Raw genomic sequence first — 23,885 nt, forward strand, 5'->3', positions numbered from 1 at the left:
AGAACGTATCAGGGGTCTGACCTTTTTGTATAGACAGACTCCCTACTTTTCCGTTTTTTGCGATTACATCCTCCCCTTTGTCCAAAGGGTCACCCCTTTGTTTTAAGGAAGGACTTGCGGCTGTAATCGCCACAGCCGGGAGGCATCCGCCGAAAACTCGATAAACCTCCTCCTCGTCAACTAAGCGTTTTGCCGTCCCACGCTTAGTCCAGGCGCTTTGAAAAAAGAACTAGTAATTCTCTCTGTCCTCCTTCCTTGAAAAATAACAACAACGTTAATATTACAGCACATCGAAAAAAGCGTCAACTGTAATATAGTCATTGTTCATAAACTGTAATATTTGTTATTGTTTATAAAATAACCTATGCATCAATGGAATACAATGTTCCATTAATGCATAGGTTGGTTATAAACAATTCCTTTTATTCCATTCCCATTTCTTCACGAATGACGGAAGCGATCCGTTCTACATAATTTCGGCAAGCTTCCTCTGTCGGCGCTTCCGCCATCACACGCACAACCGGCTCCGTTCCCGACGGGCGAACAAGCACGCGGCCATTTCCATTCATTTCTGCTTCTACTTCTTGAATGACCGCTTTTACTTTTTCATTTTCCATGACTTTCTCTTTATCCGCTACTTTGACATTGACAAGTAGCTGCGGATATTTTTTCATTTCGCTCGCCAGCTCGGACAGTGGTTTTCCCTTGATTTTCATAATATTGACAAGTTGCAGCGCCGTCAGCAATCCGTCTCCTGTCGTGTTATAGTCAAGGAAAATAATGTGTCCTGACTGTTCCCCGCCTAAATTGTAGCCGTTTTTCTTCATTTCCTCGACTACATAGCGGTCGCCGACCGCGGTTTGTACACTTTGAATTCCTTGCGCTTCGAGCGCTTTGTAGAACCCAAGGTTGCTCATCACGGTAGAAACAACCGTTTGATGCTTCAACCGCCCGGTTTCTTTTAAGTATTTGGCGCAAATGTACATAATTTGATCGCCATCTACGATATTGCCATGTTCATCAACAGCAATGAGGCGGTCGCCATCGCCGTCAAAGGCAAGTCCAACATCGGCACCTTTTTCCTTCACAAACGCCGCTAATGCTTCCGGATGGGTGGAGCCTACTCCTTCGTTAATGTTCAGTCCGTTTGGTGAGGCGCCCATCGTGACAACATCTGCTTCCAAATCGGCAAATAGATGCGTCGCCAACGATGAAGTAGCCCCGTGCGCGCAGTCAAGTGCGATTTTCAGACCGGAAAAGTCTTCATCAATCGTCTGCTTTAAATATTGTAAATATTTTTGCCCGCCTTCAAAATAATCGTTCACTTGCCCTAACGCTTTGCCGATCGGTCTTGGCAGCATATCTTCTGGGCTGTCGATTAGCTCTTCAATTTCTCTTTCTTGCTCGTCCGATAGTTTAAACCCGTCCGGACCAAAAAATTTAATTCCATTATCTTGAACAGGGTTATGAGACGCCGAAATCATAATGCCTGCCTGCGCCCCTAACGCCTTCGTTAAATAAGCGACCCCTGGGGTGGAGATGACACCGAGCCGCATAACTTCTGCCCCGATCGAAAGCAATCCGGCAACAAGCGCTCCTTCGAGCATATGGCCGGAAATACGAGTGTCACGGCCAATTAACACTTTCGGGCGTTCTTCACTTTTGGTCAATACATATCCGCCGCAGCGCCCGATTTTAAACGCCAGCTCTGGTGTCAACTCTCGATTCGCTACTCCGCGTACACCGTCAGTACCAAAATATTTACCCATTATGTCAATCTCTCCTTACATCTATGAAATTATCGTTCATTGATTTTTTTCGCTTATTTTCACTTTTACGTTTTCTTTTGGCAGTTCCCATTTTACATTTTGTGGCCCATTCCATTCTAGCTTTACTTCATGTTCCCCGACGCCTAAGCCACTAACATCAATATATAATTCCACATCATTTTCTGTAACCCCATTTAAGATGTCAGGTGTTCCGTAAAGCCGAACATCCATCGCTTGCTTTTTTGGGTCTATAAACTCCACTGTATTTTGTTCTCCTAACCCTATGACATGAATCGGCACGTCTTTGAATGTTTTTGCTTCTTCTTTTTGCACATCGATATGGATTTTTACTTTAGAAGGATTAACGCTTTTGATTCCTTCCGGCATCGGAACATCCATTTCCAATGTAGTATCTTTCGTAATTTCATCCAGATTAACGGTGATCCCATCGATAAATTTAATAGGGTCTATTTTTTCTTTAGGACCAAAGATGGTCACTTTATTTGGAACTGTTTCTATTTTTACTATACTTAATCCATCCGGTAACGTTCCTGTTTGGTTGATTTTTAGCGGAACGGTTTTGCTTGGACTGTTAATCGGAACCGTTACTTCGACAACCGAAGGGTGCACATGAATATTTAACTTCCTGCCGCGATGATCATAAACGTTCACTTTCGATTCTTGTGTCAACGTATCCGTGGCGCCTTCCAAATTTACTTTCGCTGTTACCGATGAGATGCTATCAATTAATTCTCTAGCGCCCGTGATCGTGACCGAGTTTGGTTTTACAATGGGCTGGTTCACTGAATAGCCTTCTGGCACTTTATGTTTATTGATAAATTCAACCCCGACAGGGAAACTTTTTGATACTCTTTCTTGAATCGTTATCCTTGCTGCCGCTGGCTGAATTTTTACCTTTAGTTTGTCAGATATATCTTTATACTTGATCGGCACGGTATAGGTACCTAGTGGCAGGTCGGTTAAGTCCATATATATTTCGAAATTCCGCTGTAAAGCGGTCGGTTTTACGATGCTTGCCGGCCCTTGCAACGTCACGTTTACGTATTTCGGAACGCCGGAAACAATTAAATTTTCCTCGTCATAGTAAACAACGACGGGGACATTCATCAGCGTTTCCGTATCCTCTTGTCCGATCGCATTGCGAACGATCCCTCCGGATTTTGTTTCGATATTGACTGATATGTAGAGCATGATGGCTAACAGTAAAGAAAATACTTTAATAAACCAAGGGTTGTTCATCAACTTATCCATGTCTCTTCCCCCTCCATTGCCAACGGGATGAGGAAGTCGCTTTTGGTGCCGGCACTAATTCTTTTGTAAGCAACTCCCGAAACTGCTCCGGAGTTAAATCTCGATGTAACTCCCCGTTTTTTGTGATCGATACCGCACCAGTTTCTTCCGATACAACAACCGTTACGCTATCGGTCACCTCACTAATTCCCAGTGCAGCGCGGTGACGGGTCCCTAATTCTTTTGAAATAAATGGGCTTTCCGAAAGCGGCAAATAACAGGCCGCAGCGGCAACATGATTTTTTTGAATAATAACAGCTCCATCGTGCAGAGGGGTATTCGGAATGAAAATATTAATTAATAGTTCCGACGAAACACGAGCATTCAAAATAATTCCAGTTTCAATATAGTCTCCCATTCCTGTTTCCCGCTCTACGGAAATTAACGCACCAATTCGCCGTTTCGCCATATATTCCGTAGCTTTAATAATCGCTTCAACCATCTTCACTTGTTCTTCATCTTCGTTTGCGCTGCTCCTTGCAAATAGTTTTCCGCGCCCCAGCTGCTCAAGGGCACGCCGGAATTCCGGCTGAAAAATAATAATAATAGCGAGAAACCCCCATGTAATGGCCTGGCCCGTTAGCCACTGCAATGTGCTAAGGCCAAAAAAGTTACTAACGATTCGCACTAGTATAATCAGAATAATTCCCTTTAAAAGCTGGACTGCTTTCGTCCCGCGAATCATCATAATCAATTTATAGATTACGTACCAAACAACGAGAATATCGACAATTTTCACTAAATAATCTACAACTGGGAGCTCTCCGAAAGGCATTTTCACACTTCCTTTATTACTAATTCCAACATCATGTTTATGGAAACAGCTCTTTTATTATAACATATCACTGAAAAAAGCCATCAAAAAGATGGCTAGTTATTCGAACGATTTCATTGCGTCTTTAAGCCGTTCTTTAATATTATACCAAATCCATTCAAATACTTGATTAATTTCTTCAATTTCCCCTGTTACTTGTCCTGCGGAAGCTAAATATTTTTCCCCGTGAATGACTGTCACATTGCCGTCGACTTTTCCTTCTATTTTAATGGAGCCGTTACGGACAACGATATCCCCTTTCACCGTTTTCCCTTTTGGAACGATGACAGTATGGCCGCGAATAATTACATTTTCATGTGTGGAAACGGAGAATTGTTCCTCTCCATTCCATGCCGTAAATAAACTTCCCATTGTTAAAAGGATAAACAGCGAAACGGCGGTAAGAAACGGATGGCTCTGCAACCATCTTTGCACCCGAACGATCTTCTTTTCTTTCGGCAAATTCGCCATCACTCGCGCCGTAAAGTCAGGCGGCGAAGGAACATGAGATGCATACTGAATAAAAGCTACGGTTTTCGTTAATTCATGGAAATGGACAGCACACGCCGAGCATTGCCGTAAATGCTCCTTTAATCGCTTTTCCTCATGCGGACCCGTATTGCCATCCAAATAATCGTGCATCAGCTTGACAATATGTTCTGGACATTTCATGTTTTTCACCCTCTTACAGATGACCCAAATGCTTTCGTAACGCTTCCCTGCCGCGATGAAGCCGCGTCTTCACTGTACCGAGCGGCAGCTCTAAAATTTCGCTAATCTCTTGTAATGATAAATCTTCTATATACTTCAGTACGATCACACTGCGATATTTTTCTGGCAGCTTTTCGATCGCCTTCTGCACCGTCTCCTTCAGTTCTAAACTTTCTATTGTTTCTTCGGGGGAAGCCTCGTGAGAAGAAAGCTGGGCGTACATGGTAAGCCCATCGGTACCGTTGATCTCCTCATCCAAATACGCATCTGGTTTCTTCTTTCTGATTTTATCAATCGCCAAATTCGTAGCAATGCGGTAAAGCCATGTGGAAAATTTCATCTTCGGGTTATACGTATCGATATGAACATAAGCGCGGATGAACACCTCTTGCGCCGCATCTTCCGCCTCATGACGATTCCCTAACATCCGGTAACATAGACGGTATATTTTATCTTTATAAAGATCGACAATATCGGCATAGGCATTTTGGTCGCCCTTTTTTATTGCTTTAATACGTTTTTTTACAAATATATCCATAATAGCACAATACCCCCGCCCCTGCGGCTACAGTGTACTACGTTTTTCCCTAAAAAAAGTTTCATGTAAACATATAATTTATTTTACCATATACAAAAAGAAAAACAGCAGATTTTGCTGAATCTGCTGTTTTTGCACCATCACACTAGCTTTTCGCCAAAAAGAGAACCCATCAATCCTACAGCGACAGAAGCAGTTTTATTGCGCTCATCTAAAATAGGATTGACCTCGACAAATTCTGCCGATGTAATTAACTGTGCCTCGGCGAGCATTTCCATTGCCAAATGGCTTTCCTGATATGTAAGACCGCCAATCACTGGAGTGCCGACTCCTGGTGCATCATGAGGATCCAATCCATCTAAATCGAGTGATAAATGCACCCCGTCTGTCCGCCCTTTCAAATAAGCAATTGTTTCTTCCATCACCGTCGTCATCCCAAGACGATCTACTTCATGCATCGTATATATTTTAATCCCTTTTTCGCGGATTAATCGTTTTTCGCCTTCATCAAGGGCCCGAACACCAATAAGAACGATGTTTTCTGGCTTTACTTTCGGGCTGTAGCCGCCGATATTGGTCAATGCCGGATGACCTAATCCAAGGCTTGCGGCCAGCGGCATTCCATGAATGTTTCCTGACGGTGACGTTTCCGCTGTATTTAAATCACCATGGGCGTCATACCAAATTACCCCTAAATTCTTATAATGCTTGGCAACACCAGCTAATGTACCAATGGCGATGCTGTGATCACCGCCCAAAACGAGAGGAAATCTCCCCCGTTTGATCACATCATCCACAGCCTTGGCCAATCTTTCATTCGCTTCCGCAACCGCTTTCAAATTTCGCAAGTTAAGACGCAATCCTTCATCATCAGACCGTTCAGCTCTTCCAATGGAAATATCACCTAAGTCTTCAATATCATAATGAAGGCGCTCCAATCGCTCAAAGACCCCCGCATAGCGCATGGCACTCGGCCCCATATCGACGCCGCGGCGCGTCTGTCCTAAATCCATCGGTACACCAATGATCGAAATTTTCTTCATGCTGCCTCCCCCTTTCCGTTGTACTACGTTATTATTGTAGATGAAAACGCCATCATGACTCAACTCGACAATTTTTTGAATATTTATTCTTAACTAAAAGTATAGACGGACAAAAAATAAAAAAGCATCCTATTTCGAAAATACGAAATAGGATGCTTCAATGGAGCCTATCGGGATCGAACCGATGACCTCCTGCGTGCAAAGCAGGCGCTCTCCCAGCTGAGCTAAGGCCCCGAGCGGGATAAAAAGCGGAAGACGGGACTCGAACCCGCGACCCCCACCTTGGCAAGGTGGTGTTCTACCACTGAACTACTTCCGCAAATCGATGAGCCATGGAGGACTCGAACCTCCGACCCTCTGATTAAAAGTCAGATGCTCTACCTACTGAGCTAATGGCTCATGTAGTGAAGACACTCGTTGTTTTTTTGTTGCCTCTTCCTCAACAAGCTTTTTCAAAGAAGCTGGATGCGTCGAGGCAACTCGCCTAAATTTCCTAATCGTTGTCCCTTCCTCTTCTAGCTTATTCAACGATGTTATATGCGTCGGGACAACTCGAAGCAAATTCACAGAAGCCTAGGCTCGTTGCTCCCCTACTGAGCTAATTAATGAGATTATGGCTGGGCTAGCTGGATTCGAACCAGCGCATCACGGAGTCAAAGTCCGTTGCCTTACCGCTTGGCTATAGCCCAACGATATTAAATATTAATAGCTGAAACATATTATTTCACATTAGATGAAAATTATACTTGTCCAAGTTTTTTATGTATATGGAGGGGGACGGATTCGAACCGCCGAACCCAAAGGGAGCGGATTTACAGTCCGCCGCGTTTAGCCACTTCGCTACCCCTCCGTATGATGCCGGCTGCAGGACTTGAACCCGCAACCTACTGATTACAAGTCAGTTGCTCTACCAATTGAGCTAAGCCGGCATAAGGAACGCATCTATACTCCAATTATTTTCGTTGCCTCTTCCTCTGCTAGCGAATTCAAAGATGTCAAATGCGTCGAGACAACTCGAAGCATTTTCATTAATCATGGTGGAGGATGACGGGATCGAACCGCCGACCCCTTGCTTGTAAGGCAAGTGCTCTCCCAGCTGAGCTAATCCTCCAGTAAACAAAAAGAAAGTGACCCGTACGGGATTCGAACCCGTGTTACCGCCGTGAAAGGGCGGTGTCTTAACCACTTGACCAACGGGCCAAAAAGAACAACATCAAAGCTTCCAACCGGGCTTGAACCGGTGACCTCTTCCTTACCATGGAAGTGCTCTACCAACTGAGCTATGGAAGCGTGATGGCTCCGCAGGCAGGATTCGAACCTGCGACCAATCGGTTAACAGCCGATTGCTCTACCACTGAGCTACTGCGGAATGAAGTGATGATTTATCTATACTCAATTTTATATTGCCTCTTCCTCTTCTAGCAAATTCGAAGATGCTTGATGCGGCGAGGCAACTCGCCTAAATTTTCCTAATCGTTGTCCCTTCCTCTTCTAGTTTATTCAACGATGTTATATGCGTCGGGACAACTCGAAGCAAATTCACAGAAGCCTAGGCTCGTTGCTCTCCACTGAGCTACTGCGGAATAAGAATGAAGAAGTTTTATGATAAAGTTTCTAACATTCAACTTGCCTAGCGACGACCTACTCTTGCAGGGGCGCTGGCCCCAACTACCATCGGCGCTGGAGAGCTTAACTTCCGTGTTCGGGATGGGAACGGGTGTTTCCTCTCCGCTATAGTCACTAGGCAAGTATTTCAATTGGACATGTATTATTATATTCATCTAATCGATGTTGTCAAGAAGGAGTTCATTCCTTCAAAACTAGATAACCGTCTGTTTGGAAGAAGCCAGTCGCCTGTGTCCGCTCGGCGCTAAGCGCTCGCCTCCGCTTTTCGTGCGCTTTTCTTGGTTAAGTCCTCGATCGATTAGTATCCGTCAGCTGCACGTGTCGCCACGCTTCCACCTCGGACCTATCGACCTCGTCATCTTCGAGGGATCTTACTCGCTTGACGCGATGGGAAATCTCATCTTGAGGGGGGCTTCACGCTTAGATGCTTTCAGCGCTTATCCCTTCCGCACATAGCTACCCAGCGGTGCCCCTGGCGGGACAACTGGTACACCAGCGGTGCGTCCATCCCGGTCCTCTCGTACTAAGGACAGCTCCTCTCAAATTTCCTGCGCCCGCGACGGATAGGGACCGAACTGTCTCACGACGTTCTGAACCCAGCTCGCGTACCGCTTTAATGGGCGAACAGCCCAACCCTTGGGACCGACTACAGCCCCAGGATGCGATGAGCCGACATCGAGGTGCCAAACCTCCCCGTCGATGTGGACTCTTGGGGGAGATCAGCCTGTTATCCCCGGGGTAGCTTTTATCCGTTGAGCGATGGCCCTTCCATACGGAACCACCGGATCACTAAGCCCGACTTTCGTCCCTGCTCGACCTGTCCGTCTCGCAGTCAAGCTCCCTTGTGCCTTTGCACTCTACGAATGATTTCCAACCATTCTGAGGGAACCTTTGGGCGCCTCCGTTACCTTTTGGGAGGCGACCGCCCCAGTCAAACTGCCCACCTGACACTGTCTCCCACCCCGATCAGGGGTGCGGGTTAGAATTTCAATACCGCCAGGGTGGTATCCCACCGGCGCCTCCACCGAAGCTGGCGCTCCGGCTTCCCAGGCTCCCACCTATCCTGTACAAGCGATACCAAAATTCCATATCAGGCTGCAGTAAAGCTCCACGGGGTCTTTCCGTCCTGTCGCGGGTAACCTGCATCTTCACAGGTAGTATAATTTCACCGGGTCTCTCGTTGAGACAGTGCCCAAGTCGTTACACCTTTCGTGCGGGTCGGAACTTACCCGACAAGGAATTTCGCTACCTTAGGACCGTTATAGTTACGGCCGCCGTTTACTGGGGCTTCGGTTCGCACCTTCGCTTGCGCTAAGCGCTCCCCTTAACCTTCCAGCACCGGGCAGGTGTCAGCCCCTATACTTCGCCTTTCGGCTTCGCAGAGACCTGTGTTTTTGATAAACAGTCGCTTGGGCCTTTTCACTGCGGCTCCCTCGGGCTATTCACCCAAGAGAGCACCCCTTCTCCCGAAGTTACGGGGTCATTTTGCCGAGTTCCTTAACGAGAGTTCTCCCGCGCACCTTAGGATTCTCTCCTCGCCTACCTGTGTCGGTTTGCGGTACGGGCACCTCTCACCTCGCTAGAGGCTTTTCTTGGCAGTGTAGGATCGGGGACTTCGGGACCGATGGTCCCTTCGCCATCACGGCTCCGCCTTTGCGCCAGACGGATTTGCCTATCTGGCAGCCTAACCGCTTGGACAGGCTATTCCAGCAGCCTGCTCGCCCTACCTTCCTGCGTCCCCCCATCGCTCAAACGGTGAGGAGGTGGTACAGGAATCTCTACCTGTTGCCCATCACCTACGCCTTTCGGCCTCGGCTTAGGTCCCGACTAACCCTGAGCGGACGAACCTTCCTCAGGAACCCTTAGGCTTTCGGTGCAGAGGATTCTCACCTCTGTTTTCGCTACTCATACCGGCATTCTCACTTCTAAGCGCTCCACGAGTCCTTCCGGTCTCGCTTCGACGCCCTTAGAACGCTCCCCTACCGATGACCGAAGGTCATCCCACAGCTTCGGTGGCACGTTTAGCCCCGGTACATTTTCGGCGCAGAGTCACTCGACCAGTGAGCTATTACGCACTCTTTAAATGATGGCTGCTTCTAAGCCAACATCCTGGTTGTCTGGGCAACTCCACATCCTTTTCCACTTAACGTGCACTTAGGGACCTTAGCTGGTGATCTGGGCTGTTTCCCTCTCGACCACGGATCTTATCACTCGTAGTCTGACTCCCAAGGATAAGTCATTGGCATTCGGAGTTTGACTGAGTTCGGTAACCCGATGAGGGCCCCTAGCTCAATCAGTGCTCTACCTCCAAGACTCTTCCCTTGAGGCTAGCCCTAAAGCTATTTCGGGGAGAACCAGCTATCTCCAAGTTCGATTGGCATTTCACCCCTACCCACACCTCATCCCCGCACTTTTCAACGTGCGTGGGTTCGGGCCTCCAGTAGGTGTTACCCTACCTTCACCCTGGACATGGGTAGATCACCTGGTTTCGGGTCTACGACGACGTACTGAACGCCCTATTCAGACTCGCTTTCGCTGCGGCTCCGTCTCTTCGACTTAACCTCGCACGTCATCGTAACTCGCCGGTTCATTCTACAAAAGGCACGCCATCACCCATCAACGGGCTCTGACTACTTGTAGGCACACGGTTTCAGGTTCTCTTTCACTCCCCTTCCGGGGTGCTTTTCACCTTTCCCTCACGGTACTGGTTCACTATCGGTCACTAGGGAGTATTTAGCCTTGGGAGATGGTCCTCCCTGCTTCCGACGGGATTCCCCGTGTCCCGCCGTACTCAGGAGCCACTCGGGAGGGAACGAAGTTTCGACTACAGGGCTGTCACCTTCTCTGGCGGGCCTTTCCAGACCGCTTCGTCTACCCCGTTCCTTTGTCACTCCCATGTGAGTGGTCCTACAACCCCAAGAGGCAAGCCTCTTGGTTTGGGCTGTTCCCGTTTCGCTCGCCGCTACTCAGGGAATCGCTATTGCTTTCTTCTCCTCCGGGTACTAAGATGTTTCAGTTCCCCGGGTGTGCCCTCCATACCCTATGGATTCAGGTATGGATACTGTCCCATTACGGACAGTGGGTTCCCCCATTCGGACATCTCCGGATCAACGCTTGCTTACAGCTCCCCGAAGCGTTTCGGCGTTTGCCCCGTCCTTCATCGGCTCCTAGTGCCAAGGCATCCACCGTGCGCCCTTTCTAACTTAACCATTAGCGCTTCTCGGCTTCTTCCTTTGTCTAACTTCGGCGCCTAACCGCGGCGCCTCCGCTTTTCTTTTCGGTTATCTAGTTTTCAAGGAACGAAGCTGCTTCATTGCATTCGCTTCTTTGCAGCTTTGCGTCGAGGAATCCAGCTTCTCTGAATTCACTAGAAGACGCAGACGCAAAACGGATTAATTGAAGAGAACATAAATATGTTCCCTCAAAACCGAACAAAACGTAAGCGTCCCTCTTATTTCACACACATATCATCCTTAGAAAGGAGGTGATCCAGCCGCACCTTCCGGTACGGCTACCTTGTTACGACTTCACCCCAATCACTTGCCCCACCTTCGGCGGCTGGCTCCCAAAAGGGTTACCTCACCGACTTCGGGTGTTGCAAGCTCTCGTGGTGTGACGGGCGGTGTGTACAAGGCCCGGGAACGTATTCACCGCGGCATGCTGATCCGCGATTACTAGCGATTCCGGCTTCATGCAGGCGAGTTGCAGCCTGCAATCCGAACTGAGAGCGGCTTTTTGGGATTGGCTCCCCCTCGCGGGTTCGCAGCCCTTTGTACCGCCCATTGTAGCACGTGTGTAGCCCAGGTCATAAGGGGCATGATGATTTGACGTCATCCCCACCTTCCTCCGGTTTGTCACCGGCAGTCACCTTAGAGTGCCCAACTGAATGCTGGCAACTAAGGTCGAGGGTTGCGCTCGTTGCGGGACTTAACCCAACATCTCACGACACGAGCTGACGACAACCATGCACCACCTGTCACCCTGTCCCCCCGAAGGGGGAACGCCCTATCTCTAGGGTTGTCAGGGGATGTCAAGACCTGGTAAGGTTCTTCGCGTTGCTTCGAATTAAACCACATGCTCCACCGCTTGTGCGGGCCCCCGTCAATTCCTTTGAGTTTCAGCCTTGCGGCCGTACTCCCCAGGCGGAGTGCTTAACGCGTTAGCTGCAGCACTAAAGGGTTTGACCCCTCTAACACTTAGCACTCATCGTTTACGGCGTGGACTACCAGGGTATCTAATCCTGTTTGCTCCCCACGCTTTCGCGCCTCAGCGTCAGTTGCAGACCAGAGAGCCGCCTTCGCCACTGGTGTTCCTCCACATCTCTACGCATTTCACCGCTACACGTGGAATTCCGCTCTCCTCTTCTGCACTCAAGTCCCCCAGTTTCCAATGACCCTCCACGGTTGAGCCGTGGGCTTTCACATCAGACTTAAGGGACCGCCTGCACGCGCTTTACGCCCAATAATTCCGGACAACGCTCGCCCCCTACGTATTATCGCGGCTGCTGGCACGTAGTTAGCCGGGGCTTTCTCGTTAGGTACCGTCACCGTACCGCCCTATTCGAACGGTACTTCTTCTTCCCTAACAACAGAGTTTTACGATCCGAAGACCTTCTTCGCTCACGCGGCGTCGCTCCGTCAGACTTTCGTCCATTGCGGAAGATTCCCTACTGCTGCCTCCCGTAGGAGTCTGGGCCGTGTCTCAGTCCCAGTGTGGCCGGTCACCCTCTCAGGCCGGCTACGCATCGTCGCCTTGGTGAGCCGTTACCTCACCAACTAGCTAATGCGCCGCGGGCCCATCCGTAAGTGACAGCCAAAGCCGCCTTTCAACCGAAGACCATGCGGTCTTCGGTGTTATCCGGTATTAGCTCCGGTTTCCCGGAGTTATCCCGGTCTTACGGGTAGGTTGCCCACGTGTTACTCACCCGTCCGCCGCTAACCGAACAAGAGCAAGCTCCTATTCGGTCCGCTCGACTTGCATGTATTAGGCACGCCGCCAGCGTTCGTCCTGAGCCAGGATCAAACTCTCCATAGAAAGTTGATTGGCTTATTTCTAAGCTTCAGCACCGACACCGCAAGGTGTCGAGTCGCCTTCGCTTTTCTTATTGTCCAGCTCCGGCTCCTAGCCCCTCGGGCCGCTTCGGTCTCGCTGTGGCGGCAACAGCCTCCTCGCGAGCCCTCCAGCGCCTGCCGGGGCTAATCAGTCGCCTTCGCTTTTCTATGTGGACGCTTCGTTTTGTTCAGTTTTCAAGGAACATTTTCTCCTGTTTGCGACTTTTTTATACTAACATACCCATAAACAAGATGTCAATATCGTTTTTTGTTATATCGCTTAACGACGAGGATTAATTTATCATGATTTTTTTCTGTTGTCAACACTTTTTTGTCAAAAATATGTTTCATAACATCGACGATGACAAGCATAAGATGGTCACAGGACAACTTTAGAACAAAGGGGGAAGTAAAGTGAATGTTTTCTACGCTTTAAACGGGCGTTCTCTAAAAAAGGCACTTATTATTGTTCTTTCTGCGTTTTTCACCGCCGCTATTTTATACGCGCATGGAATGCATAATGCGACCCTTTCTTTCTCTTCCGGTCCAAAGGCTATTTATAAAGTGAAAAACAGCAAGGATGAAATAGCATTAACATTTGATATTAGCTGGGGAGACCAAAACGCCCCACGTATTCTTGATGTATTAAAACGAAACGGCATCAAAAATGCAACCTTTTTTTTATCCGCTTCTTGGGCGGAACGCCATCCAAGCATCGTAAAACGAATTAAGGAGGAAGGTCATGAAATCGGTAGCATGGGTTATAACTTTGTAAACTATACCGAGCTGGAAAATTCGAAAATCCGCCAAGATCTTTTGCAAGCAAAGAAAATATTTGATACGTGTGGCATCAAAGAAGTAAAACTATTGCGTCCTCCGGGAGGCAACTTTAACAAAAATGTGTTAAAGATTGCCGACTCTCTCGGTTACACTGTCGTCCACTGGAGCATTGATTCCAAAGATTGGCTTAACCCTGGAACGAAAACCATTGTGGAAAACGTTACCGACAATATGGAAGCTGGAGATATCATTTTGCTTCACGCCTCTGATTCGGCTAATCAAACGGCAAAGGCGCTTCCAAAAATTATTGCGGCAATGAAAGAAAAAGGTTACCGCAATGTTAGCGTTTCGCAGCTGATTGTTAATGGAGATGTCAGCAGCAGGGAAATTAATTAATGGTTATTGCTTAGACGGTTTTTTATACAAAAAAAGGAGGTTCACCTCCTCCTTGAACGATTATGATTTCGCAACACCTGTTAATTTATGCAGTATAAGAAGCTGATAAGCATTGCAAACTAATAACGGGAACAACATCAAATAAAGCCAATCCCTATCATTAATACGCAATACAGGAACCCATTCAATGACCGTGACGACAACCATAAAGAACAAAGCTGGCACAAACGCGCCTTTATTCGTTTGTGCGCTTTTTATATACGCTACAACAAGCCCAACCACGAGAAGAAATAAAGCCACCAATATATAACTGATGACAGATTCGCCTTTTTTGGCAAACACTTGATAGCGGAAATATACTAAGTCAAAAAGCACAAACAAAATTAACACGGTTTGTACAGCGTTCCAAAGCGAAGCCGAACGGAAAATGCCCAATCCAAAGCGGTGAACGGTTAAATAGGCAAAAAAACCTGCCTGGCTAATAACACTAAAAATAAAGCCAACACCAATATGCCACATCAATACGGCAAGGATTTCCACTATGTCCCAACGCGAAAGTAGTTTTTGGTATTCACTCCAACTAAAAACAATTCCTACAATGGCTGTTGTGATTCCTCCGATTGCTAATGTTGTTAAAAACAAACGCACCCATTTACGGCTGTTCACAGCTCTATCCTCCATTATTTTCAGCATGATTCGCTTTAAATTTTATCAGCGACTTTCAAAAAAAGCCAGCTTGGAATACGGGGAATGCATATTTTTTTGGCGAAAATTCATATTAAGGGTGAGGGATTTTTGCAGAAAGGAGCTTACTTGCATGAAAAAAAACATATTGCTCCTCTTATTGGGCTATTTTCTGGTCCTTAGCTCTTGTGCTCCTCAAGAAACCAGTCCCCCTCCCCCTGATTATGACGCGACGAAGAAAATGGTTGTGGATATTTTAAAAACGGATGAGGGGAAAAAGGCGATTCAGGAAATCATGACGGATGAAAAAACGAAACAACAGCTCGTCATGGAGCAAGCGATTGTTAAAGAAACACTGCAACAAGTACTGACATCCAAAGAAGGGGTAAAATTTTGGGAAAAGGCATTACAAGATCCAAAATTTGCGGAAAGCTTTGCCAAAAGCTTAAAAACAGAGCACGAAAAAACGATTAAAGCATTGATGAAAGACCCGGAATACCAAGGGATGATGATAGATATTTTGAAAAATCCAGAAATGGAAAAAGCGATGATAGATGTGTTAAAAAGCAAGGAATTTCGCCAACATCTGCAAAAAGTCATCACCGAAACACTGAACAGCCCATTATTCCAAGCAAAAATTCAGGACATATTAATCAAGTCAGCTGGAAACATACAGCAGGGAACGAAAAAACATGGTGGTGATGAGGGAGAAGGCGGAGAAGGAGAAGAAAACAGCGGCAACCAGCAAGGACAGGGAGGAAGCTAAAAAGGAGAACATCTCATTAGAGATGCTTCTCCTTTTTTGTTTAACATTTTTGAATAATTTTTCGAGCAATGTCCATATATATTTTTCCAATCGGATGATCCTCGGCATACACCGATGGAGCAAAATCGTCGTCATTCCAGTCCGGCTGCTGCAACGGCAATTGGCCTAATAGTTCCGTTTGCAGTTCTTTAGCAAGCTTTTCACCGCCGCCTTTGCCAAATACGTATTCTCTTTCGCCTGTTTTGCGGCTTTCAAAATAGGACATATTCTCAATCACACCGATGATTTCATGCTCAGTACGGAGCGCCATTGCCCCCGCGCGCGCTGCAACAAAAGCCGCGGTCGGATGCGGAGTAGTAACGATGATCTCTTTGCACGATGGCAGCATCGTATGGACGTCTAACGCAACATCCCCCGTGCCTGGCGGCAAGTCTAATAATAAGTAGTCTAGGTCGCCCCATTCCACTTCTTTGAAAAAGTTGTTTAGCATTTTTCCTAACATTGGGCCACGCCAAATGACAGGAGCATTATCTTCGACAAAAAAGGCCATGGAAATGACTTTCACGCCAAAGCGCTCCACTGGAATAATTTTATCGCCGCGCACCGCCGGGCGTTCGACAATGCCCATCATGTCCGGGACACTAAATCCGTAAATATCGGCATCAATGAGACCAACTTTTTTGCCAAGGCGGGCGAGGGAAACAGCCAAATTGACGGAAACGGTCGACTTTCCGACTCCTCCTTTTCCGCTGGCGATTGCAATGTAAGTTGTTTTTGATTTGTTCGCTTCATATTTCTCCACTACTTCCTCAGGAAGCTGTGCAAACCGCAAGCCTACCGAGGCGGCTCCCGCATCTTTTAATAGTTGGACAATCGTCGTTTGCACCCGAAGCTGCTCCGCTGTTCCGGTTTTTGCTAACGCCACTTTCACGCTGACATGGTTTTTATCTTCCTTAATTTTAATTTCTTGAATCGCATTTGTTTCCTTAAACGTTTTGTTTAAAAACGGATCTTTGATATTTTCGAGCAGCTCTCTAACCTCGTTCTCCGTAAGCATCGATCATCACCAGCCCTTATGTATGTATTGCACCCATACTTTTACTATACCATATACAGTGATCGAATAGCCATTATGCAAAAAAGAATCCCCTATTCAGGGGGATTTTTTTCATTCGAAAAATATCGCAACACTCCTTTGTATATCGATGCGGCCAGCTTTGTTTGATATTGATCAGAAGCTAAAAGCTCCCGCTCTTCCGGATTGGATAAAAAGCCGACTTCCACGAGCGCGCCTGGTTTTTTCGCATACTTTAACAAATAAACCGTATCAATCAATTTAGCGACGCGATCCGTATTTTCGAGATTGCGCCGCAATTCGGCCTGAATAAATTTTGCAAGCCGTTCGTTTTCGATTAGCGAACCGTAATAAAAGGTTTGCGCTCCACGCCAACGCGGAGAAGGAATAGCATTGAGATGGATGCTAATAAATAAATCCGCCTCTGATTCATTAATAAAGGCCACGCGCTTTCGCAAATCTTCGGTTTTCCGCCGGCTGTAGCCACGTGTGTCTTTATCGGCAAGGTCGCTGTCCGTTTCCCTTGTCATCAACACGAGCGCACCTTGCTGCTGCAAGTAGTCTCGCAATTTCTCCGCCACTTTCAGCGTCACTTCTTCTTCTACCACATCACCGCCGACAGCTCCGCCATCGGGTCCTCCGTGACCGGGGTCTAAAATGATAATCCTGCCAGATAGCGGAAGATTCCATGATTTTGTCGAAGTATGGTCGGAAAAAAGATATTGGAAAAAAATAATAATAATGGTAAAACTAATAACGAGAGCACCCAACCATTTTCCTTTCATTGTTTCTCCTCCTGCGTTTCCCCTTCTCTATCTTATATGGGACAAGAGGCAAAAATAGAACTTCTTTTAGTGAAGTTTCAAACGCCGGCGTTTTTTTCCTTTTTCAAACCCTTCAATCCACCAATAAACGATATAATGCTCGCATGTATAATAAAGCGATTCGCTTATCAATCCGTCATCGATATTCCCCCAAAAGCAAAGGAAATCGAATAATGTATCGATTAAGTATTTTTCCTCTTGCGCACATCGCCTTCTTACGCTTTCTGCCGGCTCCCCATAGTAACCAAACCGGCTATAGCTCGCGCCAAGCAAATATGCTTCAATCGCGATATCGACACAACCTTCTTCAATAATGGATGGGAGTACACGATACATCTGATAAAAAGGGCTAAAATGTTCAATGACTTTCGTTTTTAGCTTTTCTAGCGACAGCTCACGCAGCATTTTTCGTTCGTATAATACTTGTTTTTCCTGTTTCTTTTCTTTAAATGAAGTAATGACATTCATGTTCTTTCACGCTCCTTTAGGATGTAGTTTTCAACGATTTATCCTAAACATGCGTGAATCAAAACGGAGAAGTAAAGAAAAAAATCCCAGCCGATATGGCTGGGATTTGTGGAAAAATACAATTAGCGTTTTGAGAATTGTGGAGCGCGGCGGGCACCTTTGAGACCGTATTTTTTCCGTTCTTTCACGCGAGCATCGCGTGTTAATAATCCTGCGCGTTTCAGCACCGGACGATAATCCGGATCTACTTGCAATAACGCGCGGGCGATGCCGTGGCGAATCGCGCCTGCTTGGCCGGCAAATCCGCCGCCTTTTACGTTTACTAATACATCATAGTTCCCTAACGTTTCTGTTAACACTAGCGGTTGTTTCACCACTTCGATTAACGCTTCCGTTGGGATATAGTCACGAATGTCACGGTTGTTCACGATAATGCGTCCGTCACCTGGAACTAGGCGCACGCGTGCAACAGAGCTTTTGCGACGACCTGTTCCGTAATATTGTACCTGTGCCAAAATAATACCCTCCTTCATCGATTATCCGCGAATTTCATAAACTTCTGGTTTTTGTGCTTGATGCGGATGTTCGTTCCCGCGGTATACATGCAATTTTTTAAACATTTGACGACCTAAGCGGCCTTTTGGAAGCATTCCGCGTACCGCTCTTTCGATCATTTGCTCTGGATAATTTGTACGCATTTCTAATGCCGTTCTTACTTTTAATCCACCTGGATGCAAGCTGTGACGATAATATAGTTTTTTTGTTAATTTTTTTCCTGTTAATTCCACTTTATCTGCATTGATCACAATGACATGATCGCCGCAATCCACATGTGGGGTGAATGTTGGTTTATGTTTACCGCGCAAAATTGCTGCTACTTCACTTGCAAGGCGTCCTAACGTTTTGCCAGCAGCGTCCACAACGTACCATTTGCGTTCTACTTCATTCGGCTTCGCCATGTAAGTTGTACGCATTCCATTCCCTCCTAAAATAAAAAATAAACAAGCAATTTACGATCGATTTATTTCAACACGATTACTTTCCGGGGCTAATCGTGGAAAAATACATACCATATGATATAATATCTCTTTAGCATATCGATGTCAAGAAAATGTTACACCAGGACTAGTTGTCATAATATACTTTCCATAAATACAGACCTTGAGGAGGGGCTGTCGGACCGGCGAGCCGCCGGTCTTTTGCTGCCAAAATAGTTGATATGCTGTCTACACTCCGCTTTCCTTGTCCAACTTCTAAAACCGTTCCAACGATAATCCGCACCATATTATATAAAAATCCGCTGCCAATCAGGCGAAATTCCAACATCTCTTGATTGACGGCTACGTCTGCTTGATAAATAGTGCGTACGCGATCATCCACATCCGTTTTTGCTGAACAAAAACTAGTAAAGTCATGTGTTCCCTCTATGAATCGCAATGCCTGCTTGATTGCCTCGATATCTAGTCTATACGGATAATGATAGCAGTAATGGCGTAAAAACACATCGCGTTCCTCAGCATTTCTCACTTTGTACCGATATTCTTTTGCCTTGGCAGCAAAACGGGCATGAAAAGAAGCATCGACCTCTTGTATATGTTTAATGACGATATCGTCCGGCAATAGAGCGTTTAATGCTTTTTTCCATTGTTGTGGGGAAAGCGATAAAGACGTATCGAAATGGATCACTTGCCCGCATGCATGAACGCCGGCATCGGTCCTTCCTGAAGCGGTTACACGCACCGTCTGTCCTTTATGCATTTGTGTCAGCACTCTTTCTAATTCCCCTTGCACCGTGCGCTTACCAGGCTGAACTTGATAGCCGGAAAAATGTGTACCGTCATAGGCAAGCGTACATTTCATCCGTTTATTCATCATTGCCTCCTCGCTATGAACGTAATACGAACAACACAACGGCCAGCAGAAATACCGCTATTAGAAAAACCGTATCGGTCCATTTCCATGTCAGCTGACGAAATTTCGTTCTTCCCTCGCCGCCGCGATAGCCGCGTGCTTCCATGGCGGTTGCCAGTTCTTCAGCGCGTTTAAATGAATTGATAAACAGCGGAACAAGCAGGGACACAATCGCCTTCATTCTGTCGGAAAATCGGCCTCCGGTAAAATCGACACCGCGTGCCGTCTGTGCTTTCATGATTTTTTCCGTTTCCTCCATTAACGTCGGGATAAAACGAAGGGAAATGGACATCATTAATGCCAGCTCATGAACCGGAACGCGCATTTTTTTCAATGGTCCCAGCAGGCTTTCCACTCCATCTGTCACTTCGATCGGGGTGGTGGTTAAGGTTAATAAGGTGGTAATGATAATGAGCAGCAGAAAGCGAAGCGAAATAAAAATTCCTTGCTTCACACCACCCTCGTAAATCGAAAAGGAACCGATATGGTATAGCACGTCCCCTTCTTTTGTCATGAAAACATGCAATAAGAACGTAATGACAATAATCCATATAATCGGTTTTAAACCTCTAATCACAAACGATAATGGGATGCGTGACAATGCGAGAAAACCAAAGGTAAATACCGTTAATACGGCATACGTGGCGCTATTATTGGCCAAAAAAACAATAAATACGTACATAAAGATGATTAACAGTTTGGCACGCGGATCCATGCGGTGAATGACCGAATTGCCGGGCACATATTTGCCGATAATCATACTATTTATCATAGGCGTTCACCTTGGAAAATAATTTTTGCACCGCATCTACCGTTTGTTCGATCGTTAAGCATGGAGATGGCAAGGTAACCCCCAACCGTTTTTCTAATTCCTGTTTTAGCCGCACCGTTTCCGGCACGCTGAGGCCGATTTGCGCCAAATCATCGCTGTCTTGGAAAATTTGTTCCGGGGTTCCCCTTTTCCATACCGTTCCTTGATGCATCACAATCATATAATCCGCATACATGGCGGCGTCCTCCATGCTATGGGTAACTAGCACGGTTGTCAGCTGTTTTTCACGATGAAGGTGGTAAAACATTTCCATGATTTCTTTTCGTCCGCGCGGGTCTAAGCCAGCCGTCGGCTCGTCCAACACAATGACATCCGGTTCCATCGCCAGCACCCCGGCAATCGCAACACGGCGCATTTGTCCGCCGCTTAAATCAAACGGCGACTTGTTTAATACATCTTCCGGAAGTCCGACTAGTTTAATCAGCTCCCTTGCCTTCTTTTTGGCCTCCTCCTCAGGCACGCCAAAATTCATCGGCCCGAAACATATATCCTTTTCCACCGTCTCTTCAAATAGCTGATGTTCCGGAAATTGAAAGACGATGCCGACTTTTTTGCGAAGCGGTTTTAAGTCTTTTTGGCGTTTTTTACTCGTAATCGTTTGGTCTCCAATCTTTACGGTTCCACTTGTCGGCTGAAGCAAACCGTTTAAATGCTGCAGCAGCGTGGACTTCCCTGAGCCAGTATGACCGATGATGGCCACGTAAGACCCGCTTTCGATCATGATGTCAATATCGTATAACGCGCGGCGGGCAAACGGTGAGTTGGCATTATACACATGCTCTACTTTTTCGAATATAATGTCCATAATTCCTCTACCAACTCCTCTATCGTAAAATAGCTTTGAGTCAAGGGAATCCCACTCTGCTTTAGCCGATCTCTCATTTTGACAGCAAACGGCAAGTCTAAACCGATTCGCTCCAGTTTGGTGCCAAGCATAAATATTTGTTTTGGCGTGCCTTCCGTCATGATTTCCCCTTTGTTCATGACAATCACGCGGTCTGCCTTTGCAACCTCCTCTAGGTCATGGGTGATCGACAATACGGTGATGCGCTGTTTTTTATTTAAGTCGCGTACGGTTTCTAGCACTTCTTGCCTGCCTTTTGGGTCGAGCATCGATGTAGCTTCATCCAAAATAATAATATCAGGCCGCAGCGCAAGAATGCCTGCGATCGCTACACGTTGCTTTTGACCGCCGGAAAGATGATGCGGCTCATGGTGGAGAAACTCTTCCATATGAACTTGCCGAATCGCTTCATGGACTCTTTTGACCATTTCGTCGCGAGGAATCCCGTTGTTTTCGAGGGCAAAAGCCACATCATCTTCTACCGTCGTTCCGACAAACTGATTATCCGGATTTTGAAACACCATGCCAACGCGGCGACGGATTTCCCAGACCGTCTGTTCATCGAGCACATGGTGAAACAGCTTAATCACACCGCTTTCCGGCTTTAACAATCCGATTAATAGCTTCGCAATCGTCGATTTTCCTGACCCATTATGACCGACAATCGCCAGCCATTCCCCGCGCTCCACTTGGAACGTTACATTTTGCACCGCATAATCAGATTGGTTAGGATAGCGAAAATATAGTTTTTCTACGGATAAAATAGTTTCTGCCATCATTCCTTCTCCTTGTCTCTTCTATCTCACATCTCTCTCATCTCTACTCTACTACAAAAAGGGAAAATAAAAAAAGGGCATAGATCCAGTTCGAAATAAACTGTCTCGCCCTTGTTAGTCAACAGAACTGCTTTACACTAGTTCAATAATCACCATTGGCGCCCCATCGCCACGGCGAGGACCAAGTTTCATAATGCGAGTATAACCGCCTTGGCGATCTTGATAACGCGGTGCAATGTCGCTGAACAGTTTTTGCAGCGCGTCTTGACCAGTTTCGCTGTTTGCTACTTCTTTACGGATAAATGCCGCCGCTTGACGACGAGCATGCAAATCACCGCGCTTGCCAAGCGTGATCATTTTTTCAATCACCGAGCGCAATTCTTTCGCACGCGCCTCTGTTGTTTCAATACGCTCGTTAATAATTAAATCTGTTGCTAAATCTCGAAGCAATGCCTTGCGTTGAGCGCTTGTACGTCCTAATTTTCTGTATGACATAAAGTGTCCCTCCTTTTTAACATTTTCGCTAAATATCCGATGCAAATCTCTTATTTAGCCAAATGATCGGTTCAAAACTGGTTCCCTCTTCATCCCGATGACTCAGGTCCAGGTTTTTTGTGTCCATGAATTGTAACATGAAAATACTAGTTAAACAACGTTAACTAGTCATCTTTACGCAAGCTAAGCCCGAGCTCAGCCAGCTTCGCTTTTACTTCTTCTAAAGATTTGCGACCGAGATTGCGCACTTTCATCATATCTTCTTCTGTTTTTTGCGTCAGTTCTTGAACCGTGTTAATGCCAGCACGCTTCAAGCAGTTATAGGAACGGACAGAAAGATCCAGCTCTTCAATTGTCATTTCGAGCACTTTTTCTTTTTGGTCTTCTTCTTTTTCTACCATGATTTCCGCATGTTGCGCTTCATCTGTCAGATTGACAAAAATATTTAAGTGCTCGGTTAAAATTTTCGCGCCGAGAGAAATAGCTTCTTTCGGTCCGATGCTTCCATCTGTCCACACATCAATGGTTAACTTATCATAGTCCGTCACCTGTCCGACACGCGTATTTTCTACTTGATAAGAAACACGTGAAACAGGTGTATAAATCGAATCGATAGGGATAACGCCTATTGGCTGATCCTCGCGCTTGTTGGCCTCAGCTGGAACATACCCACGTCCTCGTTTGGCGGTCATTCTCATGCGCAAACGCCCGCCTTCTGCCAACGTAGCAATATGAAGGTCCGGGTTTAAAATTTCCACATCGCTGTCGTGAGTAATATCAGCAGCTGTGACAACTCCTTCACCCTGTACATCAATTTCTAACGTTTTTTCTTCATCGGAGTAAATCTTTAACGCTAATTTTTTTATGTTCAAAATGATTGCTGTCACATCTTCCACGACGCCATCAATCGTTGAGAACTCATGCAGCACACCATCTATTTGTACCGATGTCACAGCAGCACCAGGGAGTGAAGATAATAGGATACGACGTAAGGAGTTACCCAAAGTTGTACCATATCCACGCTCAAGCGGTTCGACGACGAATTTGCCATATTTGGCATCTTCGCTGATTTCAACCGTTTCGATTTTCGGCTTTTCAATTTCAATCATCGATTATTATACCCTCCTTCAAAACGTCGAGACCCCGACCAAACGATACACGCCTAATCGAA

General features: G+C 46.4%; 20 protein-coding genes, 10 tRNA genes and 3 rRNA genes. 2 read left to right on the top strand and 31 right to left on the bottom strand.

The window, feature by feature from the left end; genetic code table 11:
* Positions 1-422: 422 nt before the first annotated feature.
* The 19 genes from glmM to BDD39_RS00510 all read right to left on the bottom strand — a co-directional run bounded on the left by glmM (position 423) and on the right by BDD39_RS00510 (position 12,846).
* A complete protein-coding gene (gene glmM, locus BDD39_RS00420; protein WP_166907174.1) occupies positions 423-1,769 on the bottom strand; it encodes a phosphoglucosamine mutase in 1,347 nt (448 codons plus the stop codon).
* A gap of 36 nt (positions 1,770-1,805) precedes the next feature.
* A complete protein-coding gene (locus BDD39_RS00425) occupies positions 1,806-3,041 on the bottom strand; it encodes a CdaR family protein (protein ID WP_166907176.1) in 1,236 nt (411 codons plus the stop codon).
* Positions 3,034-3,855, bottom strand: coding sequence for a diadenylate cyclase CdaA (cdaA, locus tag BDD39_RS00430; protein ID WP_166907179.1), 822 nt, complete (start codon positions 3,853-3,855; stop codon positions 3,034-3,036). Before cdaA ends, BDD39_RS00425 begins: the two co-directional genes overlap by 8 nt.
* Positions 3,856-3,954: 99 nt before the next feature.
* Entirely contained in the window at positions 3,955-4,566 is a 612-nt protein-coding gene (gene rsiW / locus BDD39_RS00435) for an anti-sigma-W factor RsiW (RefSeq protein WP_166907181.1), read from the bottom strand.
* A 13-nt stretch (positions 4,567-4,579) separates the two neighbouring features.
* Complete coding sequence (sigW, locus tag BDD39_RS00440) at positions 4,580-5,143, bottom strand: RNA polymerase sigma factor SigW (protein ID WP_166907183.1); 564 nt, start codon at positions 5,141-5,143, stop codon at positions 4,580-4,582.
* A 140-nt stretch (positions 5,144-5,283) separates the two neighbouring features.
* Positions 5,284-6,186, bottom strand: a complete 903-nt coding sequence (gene rocF, locus BDD39_RS00445) for an arginase (RefSeq protein ID WP_166907186.1) — start codon at positions 6,184-6,186, stop codon at positions 5,284-5,286.
* A gap of 161 nt (positions 6,187-6,347) precedes the next feature.
* A tRNA-Ala gene (locus tag BDD39_RS00450) sits at positions 6,348-6,420 on the bottom strand.
* A 13-nt stretch (positions 6,421-6,433) separates the two neighbouring features.
* Positions 6,434-6,505, bottom strand: a tRNA-Gly gene (locus BDD39_RS00455).
* 7 nt (positions 6,506-6,512) lie between these two features.
* A tRNA-Lys gene (locus BDD39_RS00460) sits at positions 6,513-6,585 on the bottom strand.
* 215 nt (positions 6,586-6,800) lie between these two features.
* Positions 6,801-6,875 (bottom strand) — tRNA-Gln (locus BDD39_RS00465).
* Positions 6,876-6,954: 79 nt separating this feature from the next.
* A tRNA-Tyr gene (locus BDD39_RS00470) sits at positions 6,955-7,036 on the bottom strand.
* A gap of 6 nt (positions 7,037-7,042) precedes the next feature.
* Positions 7,043-7,115 (bottom strand) — tRNA-Thr (locus tag BDD39_RS00475).
* 106 nt (positions 7,116-7,221) lie between these two features.
* A tRNA-Val gene (locus BDD39_RS00480) sits at positions 7,222-7,297 on the bottom strand.
* A gap of 17 nt (positions 7,298-7,314) precedes the next feature.
* A tRNA-Glu gene (locus tag BDD39_RS00485) sits at positions 7,315-7,386 on the bottom strand.
* Between the two features lie 17 nt (positions 7,387-7,403).
* A tRNA-Thr gene (locus BDD39_RS00490) sits at positions 7,404-7,476 on the bottom strand.
* 4 nt (positions 7,477-7,480) lie between these two features.
* Positions 7,481-7,555 (bottom strand) — tRNA-Asn (locus BDD39_RS00495).
* A 259-nt stretch (positions 7,556-7,814) separates the two neighbouring features.
* A 5S ribosomal RNA gene (rrf, locus tag BDD39_RS00500) occupies positions 7,815-7,931 on the bottom strand.
* 159 nt (positions 7,932-8,090) lie between these two features.
* Positions 8,091-11,021, bottom strand: a 23S ribosomal RNA gene (locus BDD39_RS00505).
* A 268-nt stretch (positions 11,022-11,289) separates the two neighbouring features.
* Positions 11,290-12,846, bottom strand: a 16S ribosomal RNA gene (locus BDD39_RS00510).
* The 16S, 23S and 5S rRNA genes sit together here with 10 tRNA genes alongside, the layout of an rRNA operon.
* Before the next feature lie 431 nt (positions 12,847-13,277).
* On the opposite strand from BDD39_RS00510, the gene pdaB reads away from it, so the two are divergent.
* Positions 13,278-14,039, top strand: a complete 762-nt coding sequence (gene pdaB, locus BDD39_RS00515; protein ID WP_166907189.1) for a polysaccharide deacetylase family sporulation protein PdaB — start codon at positions 13,278-13,280, stop codon at positions 14,037-14,039.
* Between the two features lie 60 nt (positions 14,040-14,099).
* Here pdaB and BDD39_RS00520 read toward each other — a convergent pair whose 3' ends face one another.
* Positions 14,100-14,705 carry a KinB-signaling pathway activation protein gene (locus tag BDD39_RS00520; RefSeq protein ID WP_166907192.1) on the bottom strand — a complete coding sequence of 202 codons (606 nt, stop codon included), beginning with the start codon at positions 14,703-14,705 and terminating at the stop codon, positions 14,100-14,102.
* Positions 14,706-14,856: 151 nt separating this feature from the next.
* On the opposite strand from BDD39_RS00520, the gene gerD reads away from it, so the two are divergent.
* Positions 14,857-15,489: a spore germination lipoprotein GerD gene (gerD, locus tag BDD39_RS00525; RefSeq protein ID WP_166907194.1), complete on the top strand. Its 633-nt coding sequence runs from the start codon at positions 14,857-14,859 to the stop codon at positions 15,487-15,489.
* 40 nt (positions 15,490-15,529) lie between these two features.
* Here the strand turns inward: gerD and BDD39_RS00530 are convergent, their stop codons facing one another.
* The 11 genes from BDD39_RS00530 to BDD39_RS00580 form a co-directional block, all read right to left on the bottom strand.
* Positions 15,530-16,546, bottom strand: a complete 1,017-nt coding sequence (locus tag BDD39_RS00530) for an Mrp/NBP35 family ATP-binding protein (protein ID WP_166907197.1) — start codon at positions 16,544-16,546, stop codon at positions 15,530-15,532.
* A gap of 92 nt (positions 16,547-16,638) precedes the next feature.
* The gene (gene cwlD, locus BDD39_RS00535; RefSeq protein ID WP_166907200.1) at positions 16,639-17,349 is read right to left on the bottom strand and encodes an N-acetylmuramoyl-L-alanine amidase CwlD; all 711 of its coding nucleotides are present in this window, start codon (positions 17,347-17,349) and stop codon (positions 16,639-16,641) included.
* A gap of 66 nt (positions 17,350-17,415) precedes the next feature.
* Complete coding sequence (locus BDD39_RS00540; RefSeq protein ID WP_166907202.1) at positions 17,416-17,856, bottom strand: YbaK family protein; 441 nt, start codon at positions 17,854-17,856, stop codon at positions 17,416-17,418.
* A gap of 122 nt (positions 17,857-17,978) precedes the next feature.
* A complete protein-coding gene (gene rpsI, locus BDD39_RS00545) occupies positions 17,979-18,371 on the bottom strand; it encodes a 30S ribosomal protein S9 (protein WP_166907205.1) in 393 nt (130 codons plus the stop codon).
* A gap of 21 nt (positions 18,372-18,392) precedes the next feature.
* Entirely contained in the window at positions 18,393-18,830 is a 438-nt protein-coding gene (gene rplM, locus BDD39_RS00550) for a 50S ribosomal protein L13 (protein WP_166907208.1), read from the bottom strand.
* A gap of 151 nt (positions 18,831-18,981) precedes the next feature.
* The gene (gene truA, locus BDD39_RS00555) at positions 18,982-19,728 is read right to left on the bottom strand and encodes a tRNA pseudouridine(38-40) synthase TruA (RefSeq protein ID WP_166907211.1); all 747 of its coding nucleotides are present in this window, start codon (positions 19,726-19,728) and stop codon (positions 18,982-18,984) included.
* A gap of 13 nt (positions 19,729-19,741) precedes the next feature.
* Positions 19,742-20,539, bottom strand: a complete 798-nt coding sequence (locus tag BDD39_RS00560) for an energy-coupling factor transporter transmembrane component T family protein (protein WP_166907214.1) — start codon at positions 20,537-20,539, stop codon at positions 19,742-19,744.
* On the bottom strand, positions 20,529-21,404 hold the full coding sequence (locus BDD39_RS00565) for an energy-coupling factor ABC transporter ATP-binding protein (protein WP_166907216.1): 876 nt from the start codon (positions 21,402-21,404) through the stop codon (positions 20,529-20,531). The genes BDD39_RS00560 and BDD39_RS00565 overlap by 11 nt, the downstream gene beginning before the upstream one ends.
* Positions 21,380-22,219, bottom strand: a complete 840-nt coding sequence (locus BDD39_RS00570) for an energy-coupling factor ABC transporter ATP-binding protein (protein ID WP_166907219.1) — start codon at positions 22,217-22,219, stop codon at positions 21,380-21,382. Before BDD39_RS00570 ends, BDD39_RS00565 begins: the two co-directional genes overlap by 25 nt.
* A gap of 132 nt (positions 22,220-22,351) precedes the next feature.
* Positions 22,352-22,714, bottom strand: a complete 363-nt coding sequence (gene rplQ / locus BDD39_RS00575) for a 50S ribosomal protein L17 (RefSeq protein ID WP_017433996.1) — start codon at positions 22,712-22,714, stop codon at positions 22,352-22,354.
* Between the two features lie 164 nt (positions 22,715-22,878).
* Complete coding sequence (locus BDD39_RS00580; protein ID WP_166907221.1) at positions 22,879-23,823, bottom strand: DNA-directed RNA polymerase subunit alpha; 945 nt, start codon at positions 23,821-23,823, stop codon at positions 22,879-22,881.
* Positions 23,824-23,885 lie beyond the last annotated feature (62 nt).

Source organism: Saccharococcus thermophilus (genome assembly GCF_011761475.1).
Taxonomy (GTDB): domain Bacteria; phylum Bacillota; class Bacilli; order Bacillales; family Anoxybacillaceae; genus Saccharococcus; species Saccharococcus thermophilus.

What these genes read in the sequence shown, in the direction of transcription:
- BDD39_RS00540 (WP_166907202.1), bottom strand. Translation starts at nt 17,856, where the DNA reads ATGAATGTCATTACTTCATTTAAAGAAAAGAAACAGGAAAAACAAGTA.
- BDD39_RS00570 (WP_166907219.1), bottom strand. Translation starts at nt 22,219, where the DNA reads ATGGCAGAAACTATTTTATCCGTAGAAAAACTATATTTTCGCTATCCT.
- sigW (WP_166907183.1), bottom strand. Translation starts at nt 5,143, where the DNA reads ATGGATATATTTGTAAAAAAACGTATTAAAGCAATAAAAAAGGGCGAC.
- cwlD (WP_166907200.1), bottom strand. Translation starts at nt 17,349, where the DNA reads ATGAAAGGAAAATGGTTGGGTGCTCTCGTTATTAGTTTTACCATTATT.
- gerD (WP_166907194.1), top strand. Translation starts at nt 14,857, where the DNA reads ATGAAAAAAAACATATTGCTCCTCTTATTGGGCTATTTTCTGGTCCTT.
- rocF (WP_166907186.1), bottom strand. Translation starts at nt 6,186, where the DNA reads ATGAAGAAAATTTCGATCATTGGTGTACCGATGGATTTAGGACAGACG.
- BDD39_RS00425 (WP_166907176.1), bottom strand. Translation starts at nt 3,041, where the DNA reads ATGGATAAGTTGATGAACAACCCTTGGTTTATTAAAGTATTTTCTTTA.
- glmM (WP_166907174.1), bottom strand. Translation starts at nt 1,769, where the DNA reads ATGGGTAAATATTTTGGTACTGACGGTGTACGCGGAGTAGCGAATCGA.
- BDD39_RS00530 (WP_166907197.1), bottom strand. Translation starts at nt 16,546, where the DNA reads ATGCTTACGGAGAACGAGGTTAGAGAGCTGCTCGAAAATATCAAAGAT.
- BDD39_RS00560 (WP_166907214.1), bottom strand. Translation starts at nt 20,539, where the DNA reads ATGATAAATAGTATGATTATCGGCAAATATGTGCCCGGCAATTCGGTC.
- rplQ (WP_017433996.1), bottom strand. Translation starts at nt 22,714, where the DNA reads ATGTCATACAGAAAATTAGGACGTACAAGCGCTCAACGCAAGGCATTG.
- truA (WP_166907211.1), bottom strand. Translation starts at nt 19,728, where the DNA reads ATGAATAAACGGATGAAATGTACGCTTGCCTATGACGGTACACATTTT.
- rsiW (WP_166907181.1), bottom strand. Translation starts at nt 4,566, where the DNA reads ATGAAATGTCCAGAACATATTGTCAAGCTGATGCACGATTATTTGGAT.
- BDD39_RS00565 (WP_166907216.1), bottom strand. Translation starts at nt 21,404, where the DNA reads ATGGACATTATATTCGAAAAAGTAGAGCATGTGTATAATGCCAACTCA.
- BDD39_RS00580 (WP_166907221.1), bottom strand. Translation starts at nt 23,823, where the DNA reads ATGATTGAAATTGAAAAGCCGAAAATCGAAACGGTTGAAATCAGCGAA.
- rplM (WP_166907208.1), bottom strand. Translation starts at nt 18,830, where the DNA reads ATGCGTACAACTTACATGGCGAAGCCGAATGAAGTAGAACGCAAATGG.
- cdaA (WP_166907179.1), bottom strand. Translation starts at nt 3,855, where the DNA reads ATGCCTTTCGGAGAGCTCCCAGTTGTAGATTATTTAGTGAAAATTGTC.